Below are 19,879 nucleotides of genomic sequence, written 5' to 3'. Positions count from 1 at the left end.
ATCTGATGCAGCGTAAGAAACCTTATATGAAGGAAGCTTAAAATATCCATCACTATCAGTGACTGCCTCAGCTATCGTAGTTTGTGAAATAGAAGCATTTTCTATCGGTTGTAAGGTTATTTTATCCAGTACTTGGCCAGTAACAATCGGTGTGGAATAGTAATGGCCGATAGGCCCTGACGAGCAGCTTAATAAACCTAATGAGATGCATGAACCGATGATTATACAACTGGATTTTTTGAATATATTCATAAATACTATGCCTACTTAAAGAGTAAGTTTGCAGATAGCGAGTAAGCCACGAACATCTTCTTCGCTGGCAACGACTTTATCGTAATACCCCAATGGATAGCTAAATTGTTGGCTTCAATATATTCATAATTAGTCACTGCTCAAAACAGTTATCCCCGTTACTTATTAAGAATAGCTCAATGTGACTGTTATAATACTCAGCATACAATCTGGCCAAAGTATTAAATTGAGATTCTTTATATGACTGTACTGCGTCTGATGTACCTTTAATAGGAATAATATCTGTGCTGCTTACACATTCACGCTTAATACCTGGGGTATGCAAAGAGTATCCGTAAACACCATATACTTTTAAATTGCCCTCGGCCATTGCTTTTTGAGCATCAACAGTGGGATCTGCATGATATAGGTAGTTTAATGTAAAAGGCTGCTTTATATTTTTGCTACAGGAAGTCATAACAAGAATTAATATCACTACTGTTGATAGCTTAATTAGCAAAACCACCTCCATGCTCAGCGCTTGGATGACGAAGTACAGCATTTTTATCAAGCTCTCTCATAATTTTATTTTCGTAAAAAATAGATTTATGCTTATTATTAGAATGTAGAATGCTTGGCTGGCTTCATCCAGCAAGCAGTGATTATTGAACTACTAGATACAGCTATAATCAGTAATCAAGGCTTGCTGAAAAAGCTTGTTTTCTTTTGATACATTCAAAAGCCTTTGAGAAAAAGTATTTTATAGTCGTTTATTCGAACGTATTTACTGAGATACTTGATCGTTGACTACAGGAAGGCAGTCCACCTGTTTTTGCGATTCATTCAGCTTACAATAAGACATTGTTGCAATGTACTCGTAAACCTTACCGTAGACGTGCTCACCTTCTGGTAGCGGATTCAGATACACTTTACCCATCTCAATAGCTGTCGGAGTTGTCATATCAAAGGCTGGAGTCGGTAGTGCCAACCCATCGACATTAAACAGTCGGCGCTGATAGCCATCGACCTCAACCATGACATCAGCATATTGATAGATTTCCTCAAAATAGTCTTTGTTTCTTTTTCGAACACCAAAGGAAACCATAGCAGGTAGCGTAAAGTTACCTTTATTATCAGAGTTGGTCTGATACTCATCCGTAAGATACACAGTGACATTGGCGATGGGCTGCTCAGTCTGACTATCTACAAACTGACCTGACAGTGCAGGGGTGACGTGATACTCAGTGGGAGGTGTTAAGCAAGCACTTAATGGTAAGGTGAGTACACTGAGAATAACCATCTCTTTAAATCGCTTCATTAGTCACTCCATTAGGTAGCGGCATACAATCCCCTTCTTTTTGTGATTCGTTAGGGTTGCAAAAGTTTATTTCTTCAATATAGTTACTTTCAATATAGTCATCTTTATTATACGTATTCTTTGGTAAAGGTTCTAAATACACGGTACCTAAATGAATATGATAAGGCACTTCTGATGTATGTTTGATCTCTAGTGTGTCTAGACCAAAGTTCCAATAACTTTGACGTCTATAGCCCTCTTTATATATAGAGAAGCTACCTGTACCCATAAAGTTCAGTGTTGAAACATCAAAATCTGATGCAGTGTAAGAAAACTTATATGAAGGAAGCTTAAAATATCCATCACTATCAGTGACTGCTTCAGATCTAGTGGTTTGTGAAATAGAAGCATTTTCTATCGGTTGTAAGGTTATTTTATCCAGTACCTGTCCAGTAACAATCGGTGTGGAATAGTAATGACCGATAGGTCCTGACGAGCAGCTCAATAAACCTAATGAGATACATGTACCGATGAGGATCCAACAGCTTGTTTTGAATATATTCATAAATATTATACCTACTTAAAGAGTAAGTTTGCAGATAGCGAGTAGGCCACGCACGTCTTCTTCGCTGGCAACTACTTTATCGTAATAGTCACGTGGAAATCGTTTTTCCTGGCTATATTTCATTAAGTCGTATTCACTACCTGTGAAGGTATAAGTGCCATTAGGTGACTGCCAGATATGAGAGGAGCCTTTATGCGTCTTAGAGTACATGTGCCCGCCATTGGCAAGTAATAAGTCATGACCTATTTCATGGGCAAAAACTCTCTTAAAATCTTTGGCAGAGCTAGACTTGTCTTTGTATCCCCAACGTGTTCCGTTATGAATATATCCAGTATTATAGAAAACAATACGTGAAGCCTCCCAGTTTCTAGAGCGTGCCGACGCTCTATTTGTATTAAAGATAACATCTAAGGTAGGCATGCTACGGCTATCGGTAATTTCACATTTTGTTGCGACTTGGAATTTATCACCATTAATATCTACATCTATTTTTTTACCTTTAATCGTATTGTGACTGCGGCTCCAATATCGACTCATGGCTTCTTTCACTAAAGTATGAACCTCGCTATCCGTCAAATACTTAGACATGTTATTCTTTTTTATCATTGGCAGATCAGGATCTAAGTCTTTGTTACCAACTACTTTAGGGCCAAGGGTATTCCATTTCAGTGGTGATAAACTTATTCTTAAATTCACGTTTATTCTTTTTGATTTTCTATCTATGTTAATGTCTATCCATTCTTTGTCCTTTCGTTTAAAGGTAACGTTTTCGGTTTGACTAACTACCGAGTTACTACTAACATCTGTCGCATATACCTTCAACTCTACGCCAGATAGTAGTGCTCTAGTAGAGTAAATATCGCCGATAAATCCATCCCACTCTAAAACAACGGTACTATGTTTATCGAACGTACCAGACTTTGATGCAAGTGGTTGCGGCTGACCTATTACATCTAATTTAAACTCTTTAAACTTGCCTTTTTTGATTTGAACCTTGATACGTATTTTGTCATAAGTATCTGGATTATTACCTAGGGATTGAGGTCCAGCAGTGGGTACTGGCAAATGATCATGCGGTTTAACACCAAAAGGTGTAAACCAACCATTATTGACGAATACTTTCTCAATAATGAAGTCAGCACTCTCATCTGCCACAAAAGAATTACTCATATCCGATTTTGGAAACTGCAGCGGCGCTGGCGGTTCAATACCCATGACGTCAAAGCCAGACTCTGCAAAGGCTTGCTGATTGGCAATCAGTTTGGATCCGCAATTGGTGACATCGCCGCCACGTGCAACAGGCGCACCATCAATGATGAAGGTCGGGTCACCTGTGACAATAGTGACGACCTTTTCGCATTTTTTGCACATCACTTTATCGCCCACACGGGCGATAGGAATGCCGTTATGAGTGGTTTGTGGTGAACCAGTGATTACCGTTCCACCATGAGATGTTTTTGAGCCAACTGTAATATAGGCTGCCATAGCACTACCTTTTGATAAGCTAAAGTTATAGAGACGTGACGTGTTGAGTGTTTAGACTTTATAGAGCATCTTTATTAGTGTAAAGGTTTACTTCTCTCGATAGAAAAGTAAAAAAATAACCTTAAGTGGTTGTTCATTATCATATTTATCATAAGCATAGGCTGAATATACCTCAAACAAAATACGTATTACCACTTGGTTTTTATCAGAGCTATTGAAAAATTGATCTATTATAAGTGAAATTTGTTGAGTTTTACAGGTAAGTTGCTAGTATAGACACACTAAAAATAGCCATAATTTATCGAGTTTCTCTATGAAACGATTAACCAGTATTTTAGCAGTAGCAATTTTTTCGATAACCTTGGGCATGAGCGCCGCGCACGCCGAGCGCGTCTGTCATGTAACCGATCCAACAGGAACCCCACTTAATATCAGAGACACACCAAACGGTAAGCTGATCAATAAGCTGCGAAACGACAGGGAGGTTTACATCACAGACAGCGATTATGACAATCAAGGCCGTCCGTGGGTTTATTTAGAGGGTTATTACAAGGGTGAGTATAGACACTGGGGCTGGGCGATTAGAGAATTTGTGTCTTGTTATGATCGTTAGTCTGACGATGTTTCAGTTTTATCAGGGTAGAATGGCAGCTAAAGGCTTTTTGATAGTCGTCATATCCTTTTTGATTTGCGCTTGTGGCGGTGCTGTCAAAAACAAGACGATAGACGCTCATGATAGCAATATGCAATATGAAAGCCGTTCTGCTCTGTCTATTCAAGACATTGAGGTTGGCAAAGCTTTTCGTCCACATCAACTATAATGGCTTATGGTTCGATAATACTTTTGACCCTGAAACCTTAAATTCTAGAAAATTTGAGGTCGATAAGAATAAGGCGACCATCTCAGATAACATTATCGATATCGAATCTACTGATATAAAAGCTACCTATGATCTTATGTATTCAGTCCGTGAGGTAAGTCGTGATGATCTGCTTTATTTGTACTTTTTAAACCATAAGTTAGTTGCTGTCAAAGTACTGGTACAATGTTAGCCTTCAAAAAGTTAAGTCTTAAAAACTAATGGACATAAAAAAGCCCAGTCACCGTATGATGACTGGGCTTTTTTAGTGTTCGCTTATTAGTCTGATCTGATGCTAAGCAAAAGCGCTAATAAGTGACGCCGAATAGTGGCGTCCCCAGGGGGATTCGAACCCCCGTTACCGCCGTGAAAGGGCGGTGTCCTAGGCCTCTAGACGATGGGGACGCATAGAGTGTCATAACCAAAGTTACAACGGGACTTCACAATATCAGATAGCTAATAGAAGCTGTGCCTAGGTGCTGATACTGTACTTTTAGCAAGTTATTTAGCGTAGATGATAACAAAAGTTATCGTTAACGTAAATAGTATGGTGGAGCTAAACGGAGTCGAACCGTTGACCCCTTGCATGCCATGCAAGTGCTCTACCAACTGAGCTATAGCCCCTCGCTAAGAGTGAGCACATTTTAGGGAAGTAACGGGGGGTTGTCAACACTTTATTTTAAAAAACCACGATTTTTTTAATTTTTTATAAACTGGACAGCAATACGCTGGTTTCACTGTTCAAAATACCATCCACTTCGCGTACCTGACGCAGCACTTCATCAAATTCGCTCAGACTGGAGGTGTGTATCTCCGCCACCAAGTCCCATGCGCCATTGGTCGTATGTAGCTTAATGAGCTGCGGAATACCGCGTAACTTTCTAATCACCTGTGATGTGGATTTACCTGTTACCTCAATCATCATCATGGCTTTGACTGTTTCTTTATCTAGCGCTTCATGCACACGAATGGTAAAGCCCAAAATTGCCCCGCTATGTAGCAACCTGTCCAAACGGTTTTGTATCGTGGCGCGGGAGACTTTGAGCTTTTTTGCTAGATGCGAGACGGTCGCCCGACCATCTTGGCGCAGCTCGGCGATGAGTTCGTTGTCCAAAGAGTCATAAATATAATGTGTCATCACTGTACCCTGGTGGTCGGTCTTTATACTTATCATAATGCGATTTTGACAAAATGATAAGTGAATACTAGCAAAATGATAAAAAATTGTACTCATTTTACTAATTTTTGACATTTTAACTGACATTTATCGTTGCTAACATATTGGTTATGGATTTAATGAAAAGTATTTATGAAGCCGCCGCTAGCAATAGCCACTATGAAAAGGAGTAAGTCATATGTCTAAATTCATCGTTTCACAAAAAGAGGGTGTCCCATTCGTCAGTGTCGAGGTCATGGCAACTTTGATTCGTGAGCATGGGGTCGAGCAAACGATCACCGAACTGGTCGATGCTTTAGAAAAAGATTTTGCGCGCTGGGAGGACTTTGAAAAATCAAGTCGTTTTGCCTCACATTCAAAAGATGGTGTTATTGAGCTGATGCCTGTCAGTGATGGCGATATGTTTGCATGCAAATACGTCAATGGTCATCCCATCAATACCAAGCGCGATTTGCAAACCGTCGCTGCCTTTGGCGTCTTGTCTGATGTCGATACAGGCTATCCAATTTTACTTACCGAGATGTGCATTTTGACCGCGCTGCGTACTGCAGCCACTTCGGCACTGGTCGCCAAACACTGCGCACGAAAAGACGCGCAAACGCTGGCGCTCATCGGTAATGGCGCACAATGTGAGTTTCAAGCGCTCGGTATGAAAGCGGTTATCGGTATCTCAAAAGTGCGCTTATACGATGTTGATCGTGATGCCTCTGAAAAAGTCGCGCGCAACCTTGCTGATTCAGGCTTAGACATTACCATTTGCCACAGCGCAGAAGACGCCGTTGATGGTGCAGACATCGTGACCACCTGTACGGCGGATAAGAAGAACGCCACGATCTTGCGCGATGACATGATCAAAAAAGGTATGTATCTAAATGCTATTGGTGGCGACTGCCCCGGAAAAACCGAGCTGGATGCCAACATTTTACGCCGCGCTGATCACGTGATTGTGGAGTTTGAGCCACAAACCCGTGTTGAGGGCGACATTCAACAGCTTGAGGCTGATTTCCCTGTGACTGAATTTCACCATATCGTCAAAGGGGACAAAGCCATCCGCAGCACTGCCGATAACTTGGTTGTGTTTGATGGCGTGGGCTTTGCCTCAGAAGACTTTACCGCGCTGGTGTACTTGCGCGATTTAATCAAAGAAAAGCAGCGCTATGAATTGCTAGACGTCATCACCCAGCAACAAGACCCGAAAAACCTATTTTCTGTCGTTAGCGGAGCACTAAGCCCTAAAGAGCTTGCTCTTTGTGGTTAAAAGAGCTTGATATTAATACGGCTATGTCTTCTTCTTAAGCGCTGAAATCTGTTGTTATGGTACGTCCATACGGTTTATCTGAACTTATCAACAGTTTAAAACAATGCTTTTCTAAAATGCTTATTTCATAGAAGACATCACCTAGAAAATTTATGCTTATTTAAATTTAAAAAATGGGCATGATTCCAATGTCCATTCTTATTTCAGCTAGCGTTTTACTATATATGAATGAGTAGGTCTGACGACTCGTGCAATATACGTTTAAGGCGTGTTTTGTGGTCATTGACTACTCTTCAACCATTTTCAGGATGAAGCGGCTCATAAGCCAAGATATAGGGATTTATAGTAATGAATGTTGATAAAAACATACCTTTCTTTTGGGCAGTCTTGCCTATTATAGCAATGGTGGTTGCAATGTTGATCACCATCGTTGTCTTTGAAGGCGCACCACATGTGCCTTTGGCTTTTGGTACTATCGTCGCGTCACTAGTAGCATGGCGACAAGGCTTTGAATGGAAAGATATTGAGTCAAGTATCTATAAGGGCATACGTCTAGCGCTACCCGCAATTGTAATCATCATTTTAGTTGGTCTTGCCATCGGTGCGTGGATGGGCGGTGGTGTTGTAGCCACGATGGTTTATTACGGTCTAAGTTTACTGCGTCCTGATTTATTTCTAATCTCTATTACATTAATGTGTGCGGTAGTGTCTATTGCGATCGGTAGCTCATGGTCAACGATGGGTACGATAGGTATCGCAGGTATGGGTATTGGCGCAGGTATGGGTATTCCAGCGGGGATGATTGCAGGCGCGGTCATCAGCGGCGCTTATTTTGGCGATAAGATGTCCCCATTATCAGACACGACCAACCTTGCTTCAGGTTTGACAGATACCGACTTATTTGTACATATCAAAAATATGTTTTATACCACAGTTCCAGGGCTATTGATCGCCTTGGGTGTCTACTGGTATTTGGGTACAAGCTTTTCATCAGCAGCAGAGCTGACCAATATCGCGAATACAATGACCGCATTGGAGCAAAGCTTTGTCATCTCGCCTTGGTTACTGCTCGTACCCCTTATCGTTATTGTTATGGTCGCCAATAAAATCCCTGCCTTACCTGCACTGACTTTCGGTATTTTTTTAGGTTTTTTATGCCAAATCTTTGTCCAAGGGGATACGACTGCCGTATCTATGAGCACCTTACAAAACGGCTATGTCATCGAAACGGGAAATGAGGTCATCGATACGCTATTTAATCGCGGTGGTATTGATTCAATGATGTACACCGTATCTATGACGATAGTAGCCATGACCTTTGGTGGTGTGCTTGAAAACACAGGTATGCTAAATGCCATTGTCAAAAAAATGGCAAGTTTAACGAAGTCTGCCAAAACACTTATTCCTACTACTATTGCTTCTTGTTTTATCACTAATGCCACATGCTCTGAGCAGTACATATCGGTCGTCGTGCCTGCACGTATGTTCTCAAGTGTATATCGTGAGCGCGGGCTAGCCTCTAAAAATCTTTCTAGAGCATTAGAAGATGGCGGCACACTCACTTCGGTTTTCATTCCTTGGAACACCTGTGGGGTATTTATCTTAGCGACTTTAGGTGTCGGTGTCGTAGAGTACGCCCCTTATGCTGTTCTCAATTTCACTGTACCTATTATTTCTATCTTATATGCGATTACAGGTTTTTCAATTGCCAAGATAAAGCCTGAGGAACAATCGCTTGTTTCAGCAAGCAGTAAGCAATCGTAAAGTAGCGGGAATTATAACCAATAGCGTGTGTATGTTGAAAATATGAGGTGATTGCGGTGAAAAGATATCCAAGATTGCTGTGGAGCGAAAAAAAGCTCCGTGCCAATGTGCATTTTTTGAATAATCTATTCAATACTTATGAGCATCCTATCAAATGGATACCCGTGACCAAGGGTATCTGTGCCCACCCCGATATTATCCGCGTGTTGATCGATGAAGGGGTATCAGAAATAGCTGATTCGAGAATAGAGAATATCAAAGTTATTAAAGAAGTGGCGGCATCGTGCAAAACGCTGCTATTGCGCTTACCAAGTATCTATGAAGTACCTGAAGTGATTGAGTACGCAGATATCAGTTTGGTATCAGAAACTGAGACCTTATTAAAATTACAAGAGAGTGCCAAAGCAGTAGGAGTCAAGCACAGTATTATTTTGATGGTAGAGCTGGGTGATTTACGCGAAGGGATATTGCCCGATGATGTATTAGCAATGGGACGTTTTATTTTGCAACAGGACCATCTGCAGTGGTTGGGAATTGGAACGAACTTGGCTTGTTATAGTGGTGTTTTGCCTACACGCGAAAAAATGGAGCGCTTAGTTGAGATTAAAACAAACATTGCTAATGAGTTGGAGCACGACCTCATGGTGCTTTCGGGAGGTAACTCCAGCACATTGTCACTGATGTTTGAACATGATTTACCAAAAGGCATCAATCAGCTACGTCTGGGTGAGTCGTTGTTGCTGGGTAACGACACAGCATCGGGACATCCTATTCTAGGTATGTACAGCGATGTATTTAAGCTGGAAGCTGAAGTGATTGAGGTCAAGGTAAAATCATCAATGCCGCAAGGTAAACAAGGTAAAAATGCGTTTGGTCATAACGTTGTATTTGAAGACTTTGGTCAACATAGCCGCGCTATTGTTGCTATTGGCAGGCAAGACATTGTGATAGAAGATGTTGAGCCGATAGATGAGCGTATACGCATTCTTGGGGGCAGTAGTGACCACGTGATATTGGATGTGCAAGATGTTGATATCAAAGTGGGAGATATCGTAGCGTTTAGTATTCGTTACTCATCTTTATTACAGGCAATGACTTCACCCTATATCCGAAAAGAGAAGCTTACCGCTTAGTCTTACTAAAAAATCATGTGCTATAGCTTTGAATATTGACAGTATTAATCAATGCTTTATACCCATGAACGATACATATAACTGTATTTTGTAAGCACTGAGATATTTATTTCAACAAATGAAATCACACAAATTTTTATTAAGTAAGGTTTTCATTAAGTAAGGAGAAAAACCATGAACGATCTAGCAAAAAATGTACGCATCGTCGAAGTGTATTCGGATGTCGCAGGACACAAAAAAGGCGCGTCGCTCGGTATCGATGCCCTGCGCGATTCATCAAAAGCCATCAGTGCAGAATACTATGAAACGTTGCAATTTGACCGTATCAAAAATGACTATATCGAAGAAGGCGGCGAGTCGCGCTTTGAACACGCCAAATACGCCGATGTGATTGAGCCTGTCATTGCCAAGCTTGCCCACAAAATCAAAGACATCAGAGACGAAAAAAAGTTTCCCATCGTTATTGCAGGTGACCATTCAAGCTGTGCAGGCACGATGCACGGTCTAAAAATGGCGCATCCTGATGCCGAAATCGGGGTGATATATATCGATGCACATGCGGACATTCATTCGCCATATACCAGCGGCTCGGGCAATATGCATGGCATGCCACTCGCTATGGCGTGTGCCATCGATAATCTAGAATGCAAACGCCATAATATCACTGAAGAGGAAAAGGCGTATTGGGAACGCCTAAAACATATGGTCTCGGACGCGCCCTCTATTAAGCCTGAAAACATTGTCTTCTGCGCGGTTCGCGATTATCAGCAAGAAGAGATGGATCTCATCAAACGCCATAAAATCCCGCTATACAGCGTCGCCGAAATCACCAAAAAAGGCATCAGCGCAACGGTTGAAGAAATCTTCAAAAAGCTCGAATACTGCGATCATATCTACGTGTCGTTCGATGTGGACAGCGTTGATCCCTTATATGTGCCAGGTACGGGAACGCCTGCGCGCAACGGGTTGTCATACGAGCAAGCCATGCAGCTGAACATTGAACTGATTAAAAATGAAAAAGTGTGCTGCTGGGAGATGGCAGAAATCAACCCGCTGTATAACAACTCACAAGATGATTCAGATCGCATCTTTAAAATCTTAGAAAAGGTGACGCACTCTCTTTTAAATAATTACTAGTATGAAATATCAAAAATGAGTTAAAAAATCCAACCTAAAAAATATTATATAAATTTTTTAGGTTGGTTAAAAAAGGACTGGGAGCAAAAATAACATGGATGTTAAAGCTAATTATTCAAATCAAGATGTTAGTAGCATCAGTATGAAGCAGTTTTTAAAGTTCTTTATACCTTCTATGATAGGGTTGATCGTCTTTATATTTCCCATCCCCTATGTCGATGGTAAGTTTGTCAGCTATGCAGAAGGATTTACCATTCCTATTGCTGTGCTAAAGGATTATATACAGGGTTATATGAGTGACTTTTTGCCAATGCTCGTTGTCACCTCAATCATGATTACAGTGATTGGTAGTTTGTATACCAAAATTATGAAACCTGCATTTATTTTAAACAATCACTTTTTGAATAACTTACTGAACGTCAAAACATCTTGGCTGATGCTTAGAATACTTGGTGCGTTTTTTGCTGTTGTGACGTATTTTACATTTGGGTTTGAGACCATATATTCAGACAGTATTGGTGGTCTATTATTATACGAGCTCATGCCCATACTTTTTATTGTGTTCTTTTTAGCAGGATTATTACTGCCGTTATTACTTGATTTTGGCTTATTAGAGTTTGTCGGGGTTTTATGCACGAAAGTGATGAGACCTTTATTTGGTTTGCCCGGCAGATCTTCTGTCGATTGTTTGGCCTCATGGCTGGGTGATGGCACTATTGGCGTCTTACTAACGGATAAACAATTGCAAAGTGGGTTTTATACCAAAAGAGAAGCGGCAGTCATTGCAACGAGTTTTTCAGCCGTTTCGGTTACCTTCTGCTTGGTTGTGATCTCCCAAGTCAAGCTAGAAAGTTACTTTATCAACATGATTGGCGTGGTTGCGTTATGCGGTATTGTTTGTGCGCTCATCGTACCAAAGTTATTCCCTTTGTCTAAAATTGAAGATACGTATGTCACAAAGAATGATGAGGTAGATTGTGAAGTTATTCCCGAAGGCAAAACGCTATTCAACTATGGTTTACATAAAGCGGTTCAAAAAGCAGACAAGAGTCCCAGTTTTTTGACGTTCTTGAACGATGGGTTAAAAAATATCTTGGACATGTGGATAGGAATACTTCCTGTCGTCATGGCAATCGGGACGTTAGGGTTGATTGTCGCAGAAAAAACGCCCGTATTTGATTATTTAGGTATGCCGTTTATTCCACTCTTAGAGCTATTGAATATCCCGTTTGCTGCAGAAATGTCAAAAACGATTATGGTTGGTTTTGCCGATATGTTTTTGCCCGCTATTATCGGCTCATCAATAGAATCAGAGTTAACACGGTTCGTCATCGCTTGCTTGTCAGTTTCTCAACTGATTTATATGTCGGAAGTGGGCGGCTTAATTTTGGGGACTAAAATCCCTGTTAGCTTTTTTCAGCTACTGATCATCTTTTTATTAAGAACGATTATTTCACTGCCGATCATTGCCTTGTGTGCGCATATGATTTTTTAAATGGGATTTTCTAAAAACTGAATACATTACGTTTAAACAAAAAAATCAGCAGTAAAAACCACCTATCAAGACGTTTTTTGCTATTAGCATCAAGCTACTCATAAGACTATCGTTTTGAAAATACAACTGCTCTCTCCGGTATGATAGGCTCGTCAGTGCCTAATGGAGAAACACTGGTAGTTTGATAGTCGGTTCTTATGTTTTTTAATATCTGATGTATCAATAAAAATACTTTACCTTTGAATTTATAACCACTGCGTTAAACTAAATAAGTACCATTGTAGTTTTTTTTATCAGTTAATTAATTTATCAATCAATAATCAAGGATGATGATGACCACATTTAATACTAAATCCAGTTTTTTATCGCTTGCCATTGTCGCAGTTGCCTACGGGGTAGTCGTGCCTTCCACTTTTGCCCACGCCGCACCAGCGTTAACTTATATCGGTGATTATCCACATACCAGTACCAATCATATATATAATTCTCAAAATACTCGCGCGCTTAATATCGACAATGCTAACGCTTGGCTTGAGGTGGACGCTGGCGCTTATGGCGACAACATTGAGGCAATGCGCCACCACTTAAATGGGCAGGCTGAGATTTGCGCCATATTAAAGGCAGATGCTTACGGGTTTGGTATTAACAACTTAATGCCCACCGTTATGCAGCACAATGTGCCCTGTATCGGCATTTCCAGTAATGAAGAGATTCGCATTGCTCGCAGCCATGGCTATAAAGGGCGCATCATGCGTGTGCGCGCCGCTACCAATGCTGAAATCAAAGACGCCATGCAATATGGCGTTGAAGAATTAATTGGCAGCCTAAAACAAGCAAAAATTGCCAATGAGCTTGCTAAAAAAGCTGGTAAAAACATTAAGTTTCATATGGCATTAAACGCTGGCGGCATGGATCGTAACGGTATTGATCTTAACGTTAACCGTTTGCAGCAAGATGCTATCGCGATAACCAAGATGAGTAACCTTGACATTGTTGGCATTATGACTCACTTCCCCGAAGAAGATCGCGAAGATGTGCTAAAAGGGCTAACAACTTTTAAACAGCAAACCGACTGGTTAATAAAAGCCGCTAATTTAGACAGAGACAACTTGACCATTCACGCCGCCAACTCGTTTGTGTCCTTAAATGTGCCGGAGGGCTGGTTTGATATGGTGCGCCCAGGGGCAATATTATTTGGCGAGCCGTATTTTGAGCGTGAAGATTTTAAATTTATCATGAGTTTTAAAAGCCGAGTTGCAAGCGTTAATTATTATCCCAAAGGCTCAACGGTTGGCTATGACCGCACTTATAAATTAACGCGCAACAGCTATTTGGCAAACTTGCCATTTGGTTATTCTGATGGCTATCGTCGTACCTTTACCAATAAAGGGCACGTACTTATCAATGGGCATAAAGTACCGGCGGTAGGCAAAATATCGATGAATACCACGATGGTGGATGTAACTGATTATCCAGACATTAAATCGGGCGATGAGGTGGTTATTTTTGGTAAACAAGGCAACGTGGAAGTGACTCAAAATGAGGTGGAAGAAATTGTGGATACCTTATTTACCGAGATATATGCCAATTGGGGCAATGCCAATCCTAAGTTTTTAAAAACACCCACAGCAACCATGCCTTAACCATGTCTTAAATTTTAATTAGAGCATGTCATCGAATATGACAGTTGATGAAACATCAGCTATACTGCCTTCATATATATAAAAAGGGATTCTGCCACTGCAAAATCCCTTTTTTGTTACACCTATTTAGAAAATAAGTATTAACAATTACTCAGCCGCTAAAAAATCAGGCAGCTCCGCCGCTTGTTTCTCTAACTTTTTCAGTTTCTTTTTGCCCAGACCACCGAGCACGTCAACCGCATGGCGCAAGCGAGTCAGCGTCATATCCGCACCGATAATCGCCATTGAGTTCATAACAGGCGTCGATGAGGTGCTGCCCGCGATGGCGATAAAGAACGGCGCCATAAAGTCACGCATTTTGATGTCCAGATGTGCGGCAAGACCTTTTAGCGTGGCGTAGATGTTTTCTTCCGACCAGACAGGTAAGGTTTCAAGCTGCCACAAGGCCAGTTGCAACATCTCGATGATTTGCTCAGGGGTCAATGATTTGTGCGCAAAGTCGTCACTGGTAATCTCAGGTAGGTTTTGGAAATAAAAACCACCCCAATTCACCGCATCAGACAATAGCTCAATACGTGGCTGAATCGCCGCAGCAATGGCGGTCAGCTTGTCGCTGTCGCTGGCCCACTCAAGGATTTTGTTTTTGAGCTGCTCAGGCGTCAATGCGCGTAGCCATTCGGCGTTGAGCCAGCTCAGTTTTTCGGTATCAAAAATCGGCCCGCCAAGCGATACGCGCTGAATATCAAAGCTTGAGATCATCTCATCTAAGGTAAACTGCTCAGCTTCATCAGGCATGGAGTAGCCCATACGCCCTAGGTAGTTGAGCAGTGCTTCTGGCAAGACGCCTGCATCACGGTAATAGGTGATGGAGGTGGGGTTTTTGCGCTTAGACAGCTTGGATTTATCAGGGTTACGCAGTAGCGGCATATGGCATAGAGTCGGCATCTCCCAACCAAAATAGTCATACAGTAGCTGATGCTTCGGCGCTGAGTTGAGCCATTCTTCGCCGCGCATGACGTGAGTGATTTCCATTAAATGGTCATCAACGACATTGGCGAGATGGTAGGTAGGCAGACCGTCAGTTTTGAGCAGCACTTGCATATCGACTTGCGCCCATGGAATCTCAACCGTGCCGCGCAGCATGTCATGTACCTGACACGTGCCTTCGGCAGGCACACGCATACGAATCACGTACGGCTTGCCATCAGCGACGAGCTTGTCCGATTCTTCACGTGACAAGTTGGCATAGCGCCCATCATAGCGCGGGGTTTCGCCATTGGCCATTTGGGCAGCGCGCATGGCGTCCAGCTCTTCTGGGGTACAAAAGCAGCGGAAGGCATGACCGGCATCAAGTAATTGCTCAGCATGTTGTTTGTAGATGTCCGCGCGCTCGCTTTGGCGATACGGCGCATGTGGGCCACCGACGTCAGGGCCTTCGCTCCAGTCGAGTCCCACCCAGCGCAGAGCATCTAAGATCATCTGTTCAGATTGCGCGGTCGAGCGCGTTTGGTCAGTGTCTTCGATACGCAAAATAAACTCGCCGCCGTGCGATTTGGCAAAGGCTAAGTTAAACAGCGCGATATAGGCGGTGCCGACATGCGGAAAACCAGTGGGTGAGGGGGCGATACGGGTACGTACAGGACGCTGGGTCGTTGGGGTAGTCGTTTGATTCATAATATTCTCAACATAACCTCATGGATGAAAGGAGGATTAACGGTCATATGGGCGTTAGTATAACAGGGATGAGCAATATTTTTGTTGAAAACACCAGTTGGCGCTTGACTACAGATGTATCCTTGCGATAATAATGCTGGATAAGTCATAACTTGTTTATTTTCATCTAATTATTGGCCCGAGTGGTCGTCATTTATTGAGTTGTTTGTGTCCTCATCAAATTCTAAAGCCCCTTTCCCCTCTGCCGCAGATGGCGCCGATATGTCCGCAGCCCTTACCCCGACGAGCCAGAACCAAAAACAGCCGCCGCAAACGCCCGAGGTATCAGGCTTTGTGCACGATGCGGTGCTGCTGCAAGAGACGGTCGCGGCGGTACTGGGCGTAAAGGCATTACCGAGTACTGTTGCAGGTGATACGCCGCTTAACGCGCACGGCATTTATGTCGATGCCACTTTTGGTCGCGGCGGTCACAGCCGCCTGCTGTTGACCCACTTGGCCGCTGATGCGCGTTTGATTGTCTTTGATAAAGACCCGACGGCGATCAGCGTGGCGCAAGCGCTGGCAAGCACGGACAGCCGTGTGCATGTGGTGCATGATAGCTTTGCGACCTTGACGGACAGTCTGGCGGCTATGGGCATCACGCAGGTTGATGGGTTGATGGCCGATTTGGGCGTCTCCTCACCGCAGATTGATGATGGCAGCCGCGGCTTTAGCTTTATGCGTGATGGGGCGGTGGACATGCGCATGGATACCTCGCGCGGCGAGTCTGTGGCCGAGTGGCTTGAGCATGTCGATGCCGATACTTTGGCCGATGTGCTCTATGAGTTTGGCGAAGAGCGGCACAGTCGCCGTATTGCTCGCGCCATCAAGCAGATGGACAGCTATAAATCCACGCTTGAGCTGGCAGAGGTGATCAAAGTGGCGCATCCGAACTGGCAAAAAGGCAAACACCCTGCCACACAAAGTTTTCAGGCGATGCGTATTTTTATCAATAATGAGCTGGGCGATGTGGACAGCTTTTTGGCGCAAAGCATCCCAGTGCTCAAAGCAGGCGGGCAGCTGGCGGTTATCAGCTTTCATTCGCTTGAAGATCGCCGCATCAAGCAGTTTTTGCAGCGCCATAGTAAGGGTCAGTATCCAGAAGATGAGCAACTGCCAATGCCGCCGAAGCGTCCGCGTTATTTTGGCAAACCCAAACGTACCGCGCCGAGCAAGGCAGAGGTCAGTCACAACCCACGGGCACGTAGTGCATGGCTGCGCAGTGCCACGCGTAGCGACACCGATGATCAGTCTTTGATAGAGGGTTAGCTTGATCAGTGGTTTGATGGTGGTTTTTGGCGATAAATGGTCATAAACGTACGAACCTCTACGCCACTGTTAAAAAGCTGTAAAGATTGTCTGCTAGGCTCGCCGCTGCGTCGGTGTTGTTTTATAGCATAAGGGCCATAAATGGTGTCCATGATAAGCTGCACGATCATAGGCGCGGCAACGGTCTGTATTTTTATTCGTCATTTGTATTTGTATTCACTTTTTTGAGATCGTCATGGCAATATCTGGCAAACCGACCAACCGTCACTCCACCGCCTCGCCAACATCCATCGATGTGGGGCAGCTGTTCGTACGCCGTTTTTATGTGGTGAGTATCTATGTGATGATGCTCCTGATTTTGGCGGCGGCCATCGTGTGGACTGGCATCAAAACGGCAGAGTCAGTACAGCAATATCATCAGGACTACAAAACCTTGCAAGACATGAAAAAACAAGAGCGTAAGCTACAAATAGAGCGTCAGCGCTTATTGATCGAGCAGCAAACCTTTAGCGCCACGCCGCAAATTGCCAGCCGCGCAGTGGCAGAACTGGGCATGTATAGCCCAACGCTCAAAGACAAATGGATCATTCAGCCGGGGGCGGCAGAAGCCACGCCTGTGGTGCCAGAAGATGCGGTCACAAAAGAGGAAGCGGACGAACCAAAAACCATTGGAGATACTGACGTGACGGTAGATGACAGCAGCGCGGAGGGTAACTGATGAGTGATAAAAAACCCACCAAAGGTGGCAAACCATCAGCCACAGGTAAAGCAACTGATAAAGCGCCCAAACCGCAACGCCGCCCAAGCACGGCCAAAGCGACACGCGGTCGCCGTAACACGAAGGCAAAAACGGACAACACCCCCGCCAAAGACAGCTTAAAGAGCCGCTCTAGTAAACTGACAGGTCGTTTTCGCAAAAATAAAGACCAAGGCGCGTATACCAGCGTCAAAAACCGCAAAAAAATTGCTTTTAATAAAGCGTCAGGTGCATCTGTGCGCGGCGGCTTTGAGAGCGATAAAAACCGTTTTCGCACCATTTGGGGGCTGGCCTTGATGGTGCTGGCGCTACTCATTAGCCGTGCTTACTATTTGCAAGTGGCCAATGCTCAGTTTTACCAAAATAAAGGCGATGAGCTGATTACGGGTGTACGTACCCAAAAGTCATATCGCGGGATGATCACTGATCGTAATAACCTGCCACTGGCAGTCAGTGCGCCACTGGCGACGGTGTCATTTAGTCCGCATGATTATGCGCGTGAATACTATGAGCTAAAGCGCATTATCCTCACTAACCCTGATCATCCACAGTTGCAAGCGCGCATGCAAAAACGTATCGATGAGATGGATTTAACCCGTCTGGCAGCGGCTGCCAACGTATCGGTTGATGATCTTAAAAAGGCCGTCGCTATCGACGATAGCCTTGATGTCACCGATGCAGAGGCCGTCAAAGCCGCGCTGCCATCAGGAGCAGGCTCGCATTATTTTTTACTGCTCAACAAAGTCACACCTGAGATTGCCCAAAGCGTCAGCGCCCTTGAGTTTCCGGCAGTTTATGAAAAAAACTTCTTTCAGCGCTACTATCCGCAGCCGCAGCCCAACTCGCAGTTGCTGGGCTTTATGGGACAAAATTCCAACGATCCTGAAGGCGGCTATGAAGGCCGTGCAGGCATTGAGCGCCAATATGAAACAACCTTGGCAGGTCAAGATGGTCAAGTACTCATCCTAAAAGATGCCAAGCAAAACAGTCTTAAAGAAATTAAGCAGCTTGAGCCTGAAGTAGCGGGTCAAGATGTGGCACTGACTATCGACTCGCGCCTGCAGTATCTACTTTATAAAGAATTAGAAAAAGCAGGACGTTTGCAAGAAGCGCGCTGGGCGACAGGTATGGTGGTTGATGTCCAAACAGGGGATGTATTGGCGCTATCGACATGGCCTTCATTTAACTCCAACAACCTCAATGAGATGACGGGTGAAAACCAGCGCAACCGTGCGGTACTCGATGTGTTTGAGCCGGGTTCGGTAATGAAGCCATTTACCGTGGCAACGGCGCTCAGCTCGGGTCAATATACGACCAGCTCGTTGATTGATACCAACCCAGGCTATATTCGGGTTCGCGGGTATACCATTCGCGATCATGACAACTTGGGCATTATTAATTTGTCAACTTTATTACAAAAATCCAGTAACGTGGCTTCCACTAAAATTGCGTTGTCACTACCACCTGAAGCGATCAGTGATATGCAGCGTCGCTTTGGCTTTGGTTCAAAAACCTCCCTGCAACTGCCGGGTGAGAGTAGTGGTCTGGTCACCACGCCAAAAGAAAAAGAAACCTCGCGCCGCGCGACGGTCAGTTATGGCTATGGTCTACAAGTGACATTGGCGCAGATTGCCCAAGCATACTCAGCACTGGCCGCAGGCGGTGTGATGCATCCACTAACCTTGGTTAAGACGGACAACGCGCCAGCTGGCAAGCGCATTATGGCCAACGATCAAGCGTTATCAATCGTTAATATGCTAGAGACGGTAACCGCGCCGGGCGGCACGGCAACCGCAGCGGCTATTGATGGTTATCGCGTGGCGGGTAAAACGGGTACTTCACGTCGTATCAATCCCGATGGCGGCTATTATACCGACCAATACCGCAATGTCTTTGCCGGCATTGTCCCTGCGTCCAACCCGCGTTTGGTTGGGGTGATATTGATTGAAGACCCACGCGGCCTGCACTATGCTGGCTTGACCGCTGCGCCTGTGTTTCACAATGTGATGAAAGAGGCAATGCGCTTGTATAATGTGCCCTTAGATAAACCGCTACAGACCAAATAATCACCACCAAGCCGTGCTCGCCTCGCACG

The 19,879-nt window shown here is 43.9% G+C and carries 17 protein-coding genes and 2 tRNA genes; 10 read left to right on the top strand and 9 right to left on the bottom strand.

Going from position 1 to position 19,879, the window contains the following annotated elements:
* The 5 genes from ACFI32_RS14300 to ACFI32_RS14280 form a co-directional block, all read right to left on the bottom strand.
* Positions 1-252, bottom strand: a 252-nt coding sequence (locus ACFI32_RS14300; protein ID WP_462627293.1) for a peptidase associated/transthyretin-like domain-containing protein, incomplete at its 3' end; no start/stop codon positions are given.
* Between the two features lie 133 nt (positions 253-385).
* Positions 386-751, bottom strand: a complete 366-nt coding sequence (locus tag ACFI32_RS14295; RefSeq protein WP_462627292.1) for a hypothetical protein — start codon at positions 749-751, stop codon at positions 386-388.
* A gap of 264 nt (positions 752-1,015) precedes the next feature.
* The gene (locus ACFI32_RS14290) at positions 1,016-1,549 is read right to left on the bottom strand and encodes a peptidase associated/transthyretin-like domain-containing protein (protein WP_462627291.1); all 534 of its coding nucleotides are present in this window, start codon (positions 1,547-1,549) and stop codon (positions 1,016-1,018) included.
* Positions 1,536-2,093 carry a peptidase associated/transthyretin-like domain-containing protein gene (locus ACFI32_RS14285; RefSeq protein ID WP_462627289.1) on the bottom strand — a complete coding sequence of 186 codons (558 nt, stop codon included), beginning with the start codon at positions 2,091-2,093 and terminating at the stop codon, positions 1,536-1,538. The genes ACFI32_RS14290 and ACFI32_RS14285 overlap by 14 nt, the downstream gene beginning before the upstream one ends.
* Before the next feature lie 15 nt (positions 2,094-2,108).
* Positions 2,109-3,578 carry a PAAR domain-containing protein gene (locus ACFI32_RS14280; RefSeq protein ID WP_462627288.1) on the bottom strand — a complete coding sequence of 490 codons (1,470 nt, stop codon included), beginning with the start codon at positions 3,576-3,578 and terminating at the stop codon, positions 2,109-2,111.
* A 313-nt stretch (positions 3,579-3,891) separates the two neighbouring features.
* Here ACFI32_RS14280 and ACFI32_RS14275 point away from each other — a divergent pair, with 313 nt between their 5' ends.
* Positions 3,892-4,191 (top strand): hypothetical protein, encoded by a 300-nt coding sequence (locus ACFI32_RS14275; protein ID WP_462627287.1) that lies wholly within the window; start codon positions 3,892-3,894, stop codon positions 4,189-4,191.
* A gap of 576 nt (positions 4,192-4,767) precedes the next feature.
* Here ACFI32_RS14275 and ACFI32_RS14270 read toward each other — a convergent pair.
* The 3 genes from ACFI32_RS14270 to ACFI32_RS14260 form a co-directional block, all read right to left on the bottom strand.
* A tRNA-Glu gene (locus ACFI32_RS14270) sits at positions 4,768-4,843 on the bottom strand.
* 143 nt (positions 4,844-4,986) lie between these two features.
* Positions 4,987-5,062 (bottom strand) — tRNA-Ala (locus ACFI32_RS14265).
* An 82-nt stretch (positions 5,063-5,144) separates the two neighbouring features.
* The gene (locus ACFI32_RS14260; protein ID WP_462627286.1) at positions 5,145-5,576 is read right to left on the bottom strand and encodes an Lrp/AsnC family transcriptional regulator; all 432 of its coding nucleotides are present in this window, start codon (positions 5,574-5,576) and stop codon (positions 5,145-5,147) included.
* Positions 5,577-5,793: 217 nt separating this feature from the next.
* On the opposite strand from ACFI32_RS14260, the gene ACFI32_RS14255 reads away from it, so the two are divergent.
* From ACFI32_RS14255 to alr, 6 genes are all read left to right on the top strand, one after another.
* Positions 5,794-6,873: an ornithine cyclodeaminase gene (locus ACFI32_RS14255; RefSeq protein WP_462627285.1), complete on the top strand. Its 1,080-nt coding sequence runs from the start codon at positions 5,794-5,796 to the stop codon at positions 6,871-6,873.
* A gap of 348 nt (positions 6,874-7,221) precedes the next feature.
* Positions 7,222-8,637 (top strand): Na+/H+ antiporter NhaC, encoded by a 1,416-nt coding sequence (gene nhaC / locus ACFI32_RS14250; RefSeq protein ID WP_462627284.1) that lies wholly within the window; start codon positions 7,222-7,224, stop codon positions 8,635-8,637.
* A 56-nt stretch (positions 8,638-8,693) separates the two neighbouring features.
* Positions 8,694-9,770, top strand: a complete 1,077-nt coding sequence (locus ACFI32_RS14245) for an alanine/ornithine racemase family PLP-dependent enzyme (protein ID WP_462627283.1) — start codon at positions 8,694-8,696, stop codon at positions 9,768-9,770.
* A 174-nt stretch (positions 9,771-9,944) separates the two neighbouring features.
* Positions 9,945-10,907: an arginase gene (locus tag ACFI32_RS14240; RefSeq protein ID WP_462627282.1), complete on the top strand. Its 963-nt coding sequence runs from the start codon at positions 9,945-9,947 to the stop codon at positions 10,905-10,907.
* Between the two features lie 94 nt (positions 10,908-11,001).
* Positions 11,002-12,402, top strand: coding sequence for a YjiH family protein (locus tag ACFI32_RS14235; RefSeq protein WP_462627281.1), 1,401 nt, complete (start codon positions 11,002-11,004; stop codon positions 12,400-12,402).
* Positions 12,403-12,734: 332 nt separating this feature from the next.
* Positions 12,735-14,045: an alanine racemase gene (alr, locus tag ACFI32_RS14230; RefSeq protein WP_462627280.1), complete on the top strand. Its 1,311-nt coding sequence runs from the start codon at positions 12,735-12,737 to the stop codon at positions 14,043-14,045.
* Between the two features lie 147 nt (positions 14,046-14,192).
* Here alr and gltX read toward each other — a convergent pair whose 3' ends face one another.
* On the bottom strand, positions 14,193-15,719 hold the full coding sequence (gene gltX, locus ACFI32_RS14225) for a glutamate--tRNA ligase (protein WP_462627279.1): 1,527 nt from the start codon (positions 15,717-15,719) through the stop codon (positions 14,193-14,195).
* A gap of 207 nt (positions 15,720-15,926) precedes the next feature.
* Between gltX and rsmH the strand changes: the two genes are divergently transcribed.
* The 3 genes from rsmH to ACFI32_RS14210 all read left to right on the top strand — a co-directional run bounded on the left by rsmH (position 15,927) and on the right by ACFI32_RS14210 (position 19,850).
* Positions 15,927-17,027, top strand: a complete 1,101-nt coding sequence (rsmH, locus tag ACFI32_RS14220; protein ID WP_462627277.1) for a 16S rRNA (cytosine(1402)-N(4))-methyltransferase RsmH — start codon at positions 15,927-15,929, stop codon at positions 17,025-17,027.
* Between the two features lie 235 nt (positions 17,028-17,262).
* Positions 17,263-17,745 (top strand): cell division protein FtsL, encoded by a 483-nt coding sequence (ftsL, locus tag ACFI32_RS14215; protein ID WP_462627276.1) that lies wholly within the window; start codon positions 17,263-17,265, stop codon positions 17,743-17,745.
* On the top strand, positions 17,745-19,850 hold the full coding sequence (locus ACFI32_RS14210; protein WP_462627275.1) for a peptidoglycan D,D-transpeptidase FtsI family protein: 2,106 nt from the start codon (positions 17,745-17,747) through the stop codon (positions 19,848-19,850). Before ftsL ends, ACFI32_RS14210 begins: the two co-directional genes overlap by 1 nt.
* Positions 19,851-19,879: the final 29 nt, after the last annotated feature.

The organism is Psychrobacter sp. PSi21, assembly GCF_054960615.1.
This window is presented reverse-complemented; position numbering and strand designations above follow the sequence as displayed.

What these genes read in the sequence shown, in the direction of transcription:
- ACFI32_RS14290 (WP_462627291.1), bottom strand. Translation starts at nt 1,549, where the DNA reads ATGAAGCGATTTAAAGAGATGGTTATTCTCAGTGTACTCACCTTACCA.
- ACFI32_RS14285 (WP_462627289.1), bottom strand. Translation starts at nt 2,093, where the DNA reads ATGAATATATTCAAAACAAGCTGTTGGATCCTCATCGGTACATGTATC.
- ACFI32_RS14280 (WP_462627288.1), bottom strand. Translation starts at nt 3,578, where the DNA reads ATGGCAGCCTATATTACAGTTGGCTCAAAAACATCTCATGGTGGAACG.
- ACFI32_RS14275 (WP_462627287.1), top strand. Translation starts at nt 3,892, where the DNA reads ATGAAACGATTAACCAGTATTTTAGCAGTAGCAATTTTTTCGATAACC.
- ACFI32_RS14260 (WP_462627286.1), bottom strand. Translation starts at nt 5,576, where the DNA reads ATGACACATTATATTTATGACTCTTTGGACAACGAACTCATCGCCGAG.
- ACFI32_RS14255 (WP_462627285.1), top strand. Translation starts at nt 5,794, where the DNA reads ATGTCTAAATTCATCGTTTCACAAAAAGAGGGTGTCCCATTCGTCAGT.
- nhaC (WP_462627284.1), top strand. Translation starts at nt 7,222, where the DNA reads ATGAATGTTGATAAAAACATACCTTTCTTTTGGGCAGTCTTGCCTATT.
- ACFI32_RS14240 (WP_462627282.1), top strand. Translation starts at nt 9,945, where the DNA reads ATGAACGATCTAGCAAAAAATGTACGCATCGTCGAAGTGTATTCGGAT.
- ACFI32_RS14235 (WP_462627281.1), top strand. Translation starts at nt 11,002, where the DNA reads ATGGATGTTAAAGCTAATTATTCAAATCAAGATGTTAGTAGCATCAGT.
- alr (WP_462627280.1), top strand. Translation starts at nt 12,735, where the DNA reads ATGACCACATTTAATACTAAATCCAGTTTTTTATCGCTTGCCATTGTC.
- gltX (WP_462627279.1), bottom strand. Translation starts at nt 15,719, where the DNA reads ATGAATCAAACGACTACCCCAACGACCCAGCGTCCTGTACGTACCCGT.
- ftsL (WP_462627276.1), top strand. Translation starts at nt 17,263, where the DNA reads ATGGCAATATCTGGCAAACCGACCAACCGTCACTCCACCGCCTCGCCA.
- ACFI32_RS14210 (WP_462627275.1), top strand. Translation starts at nt 17,745, where the DNA reads ATGAGTGATAAAAAACCCACCAAAGGTGGCAAACCATCAGCCACAGGT.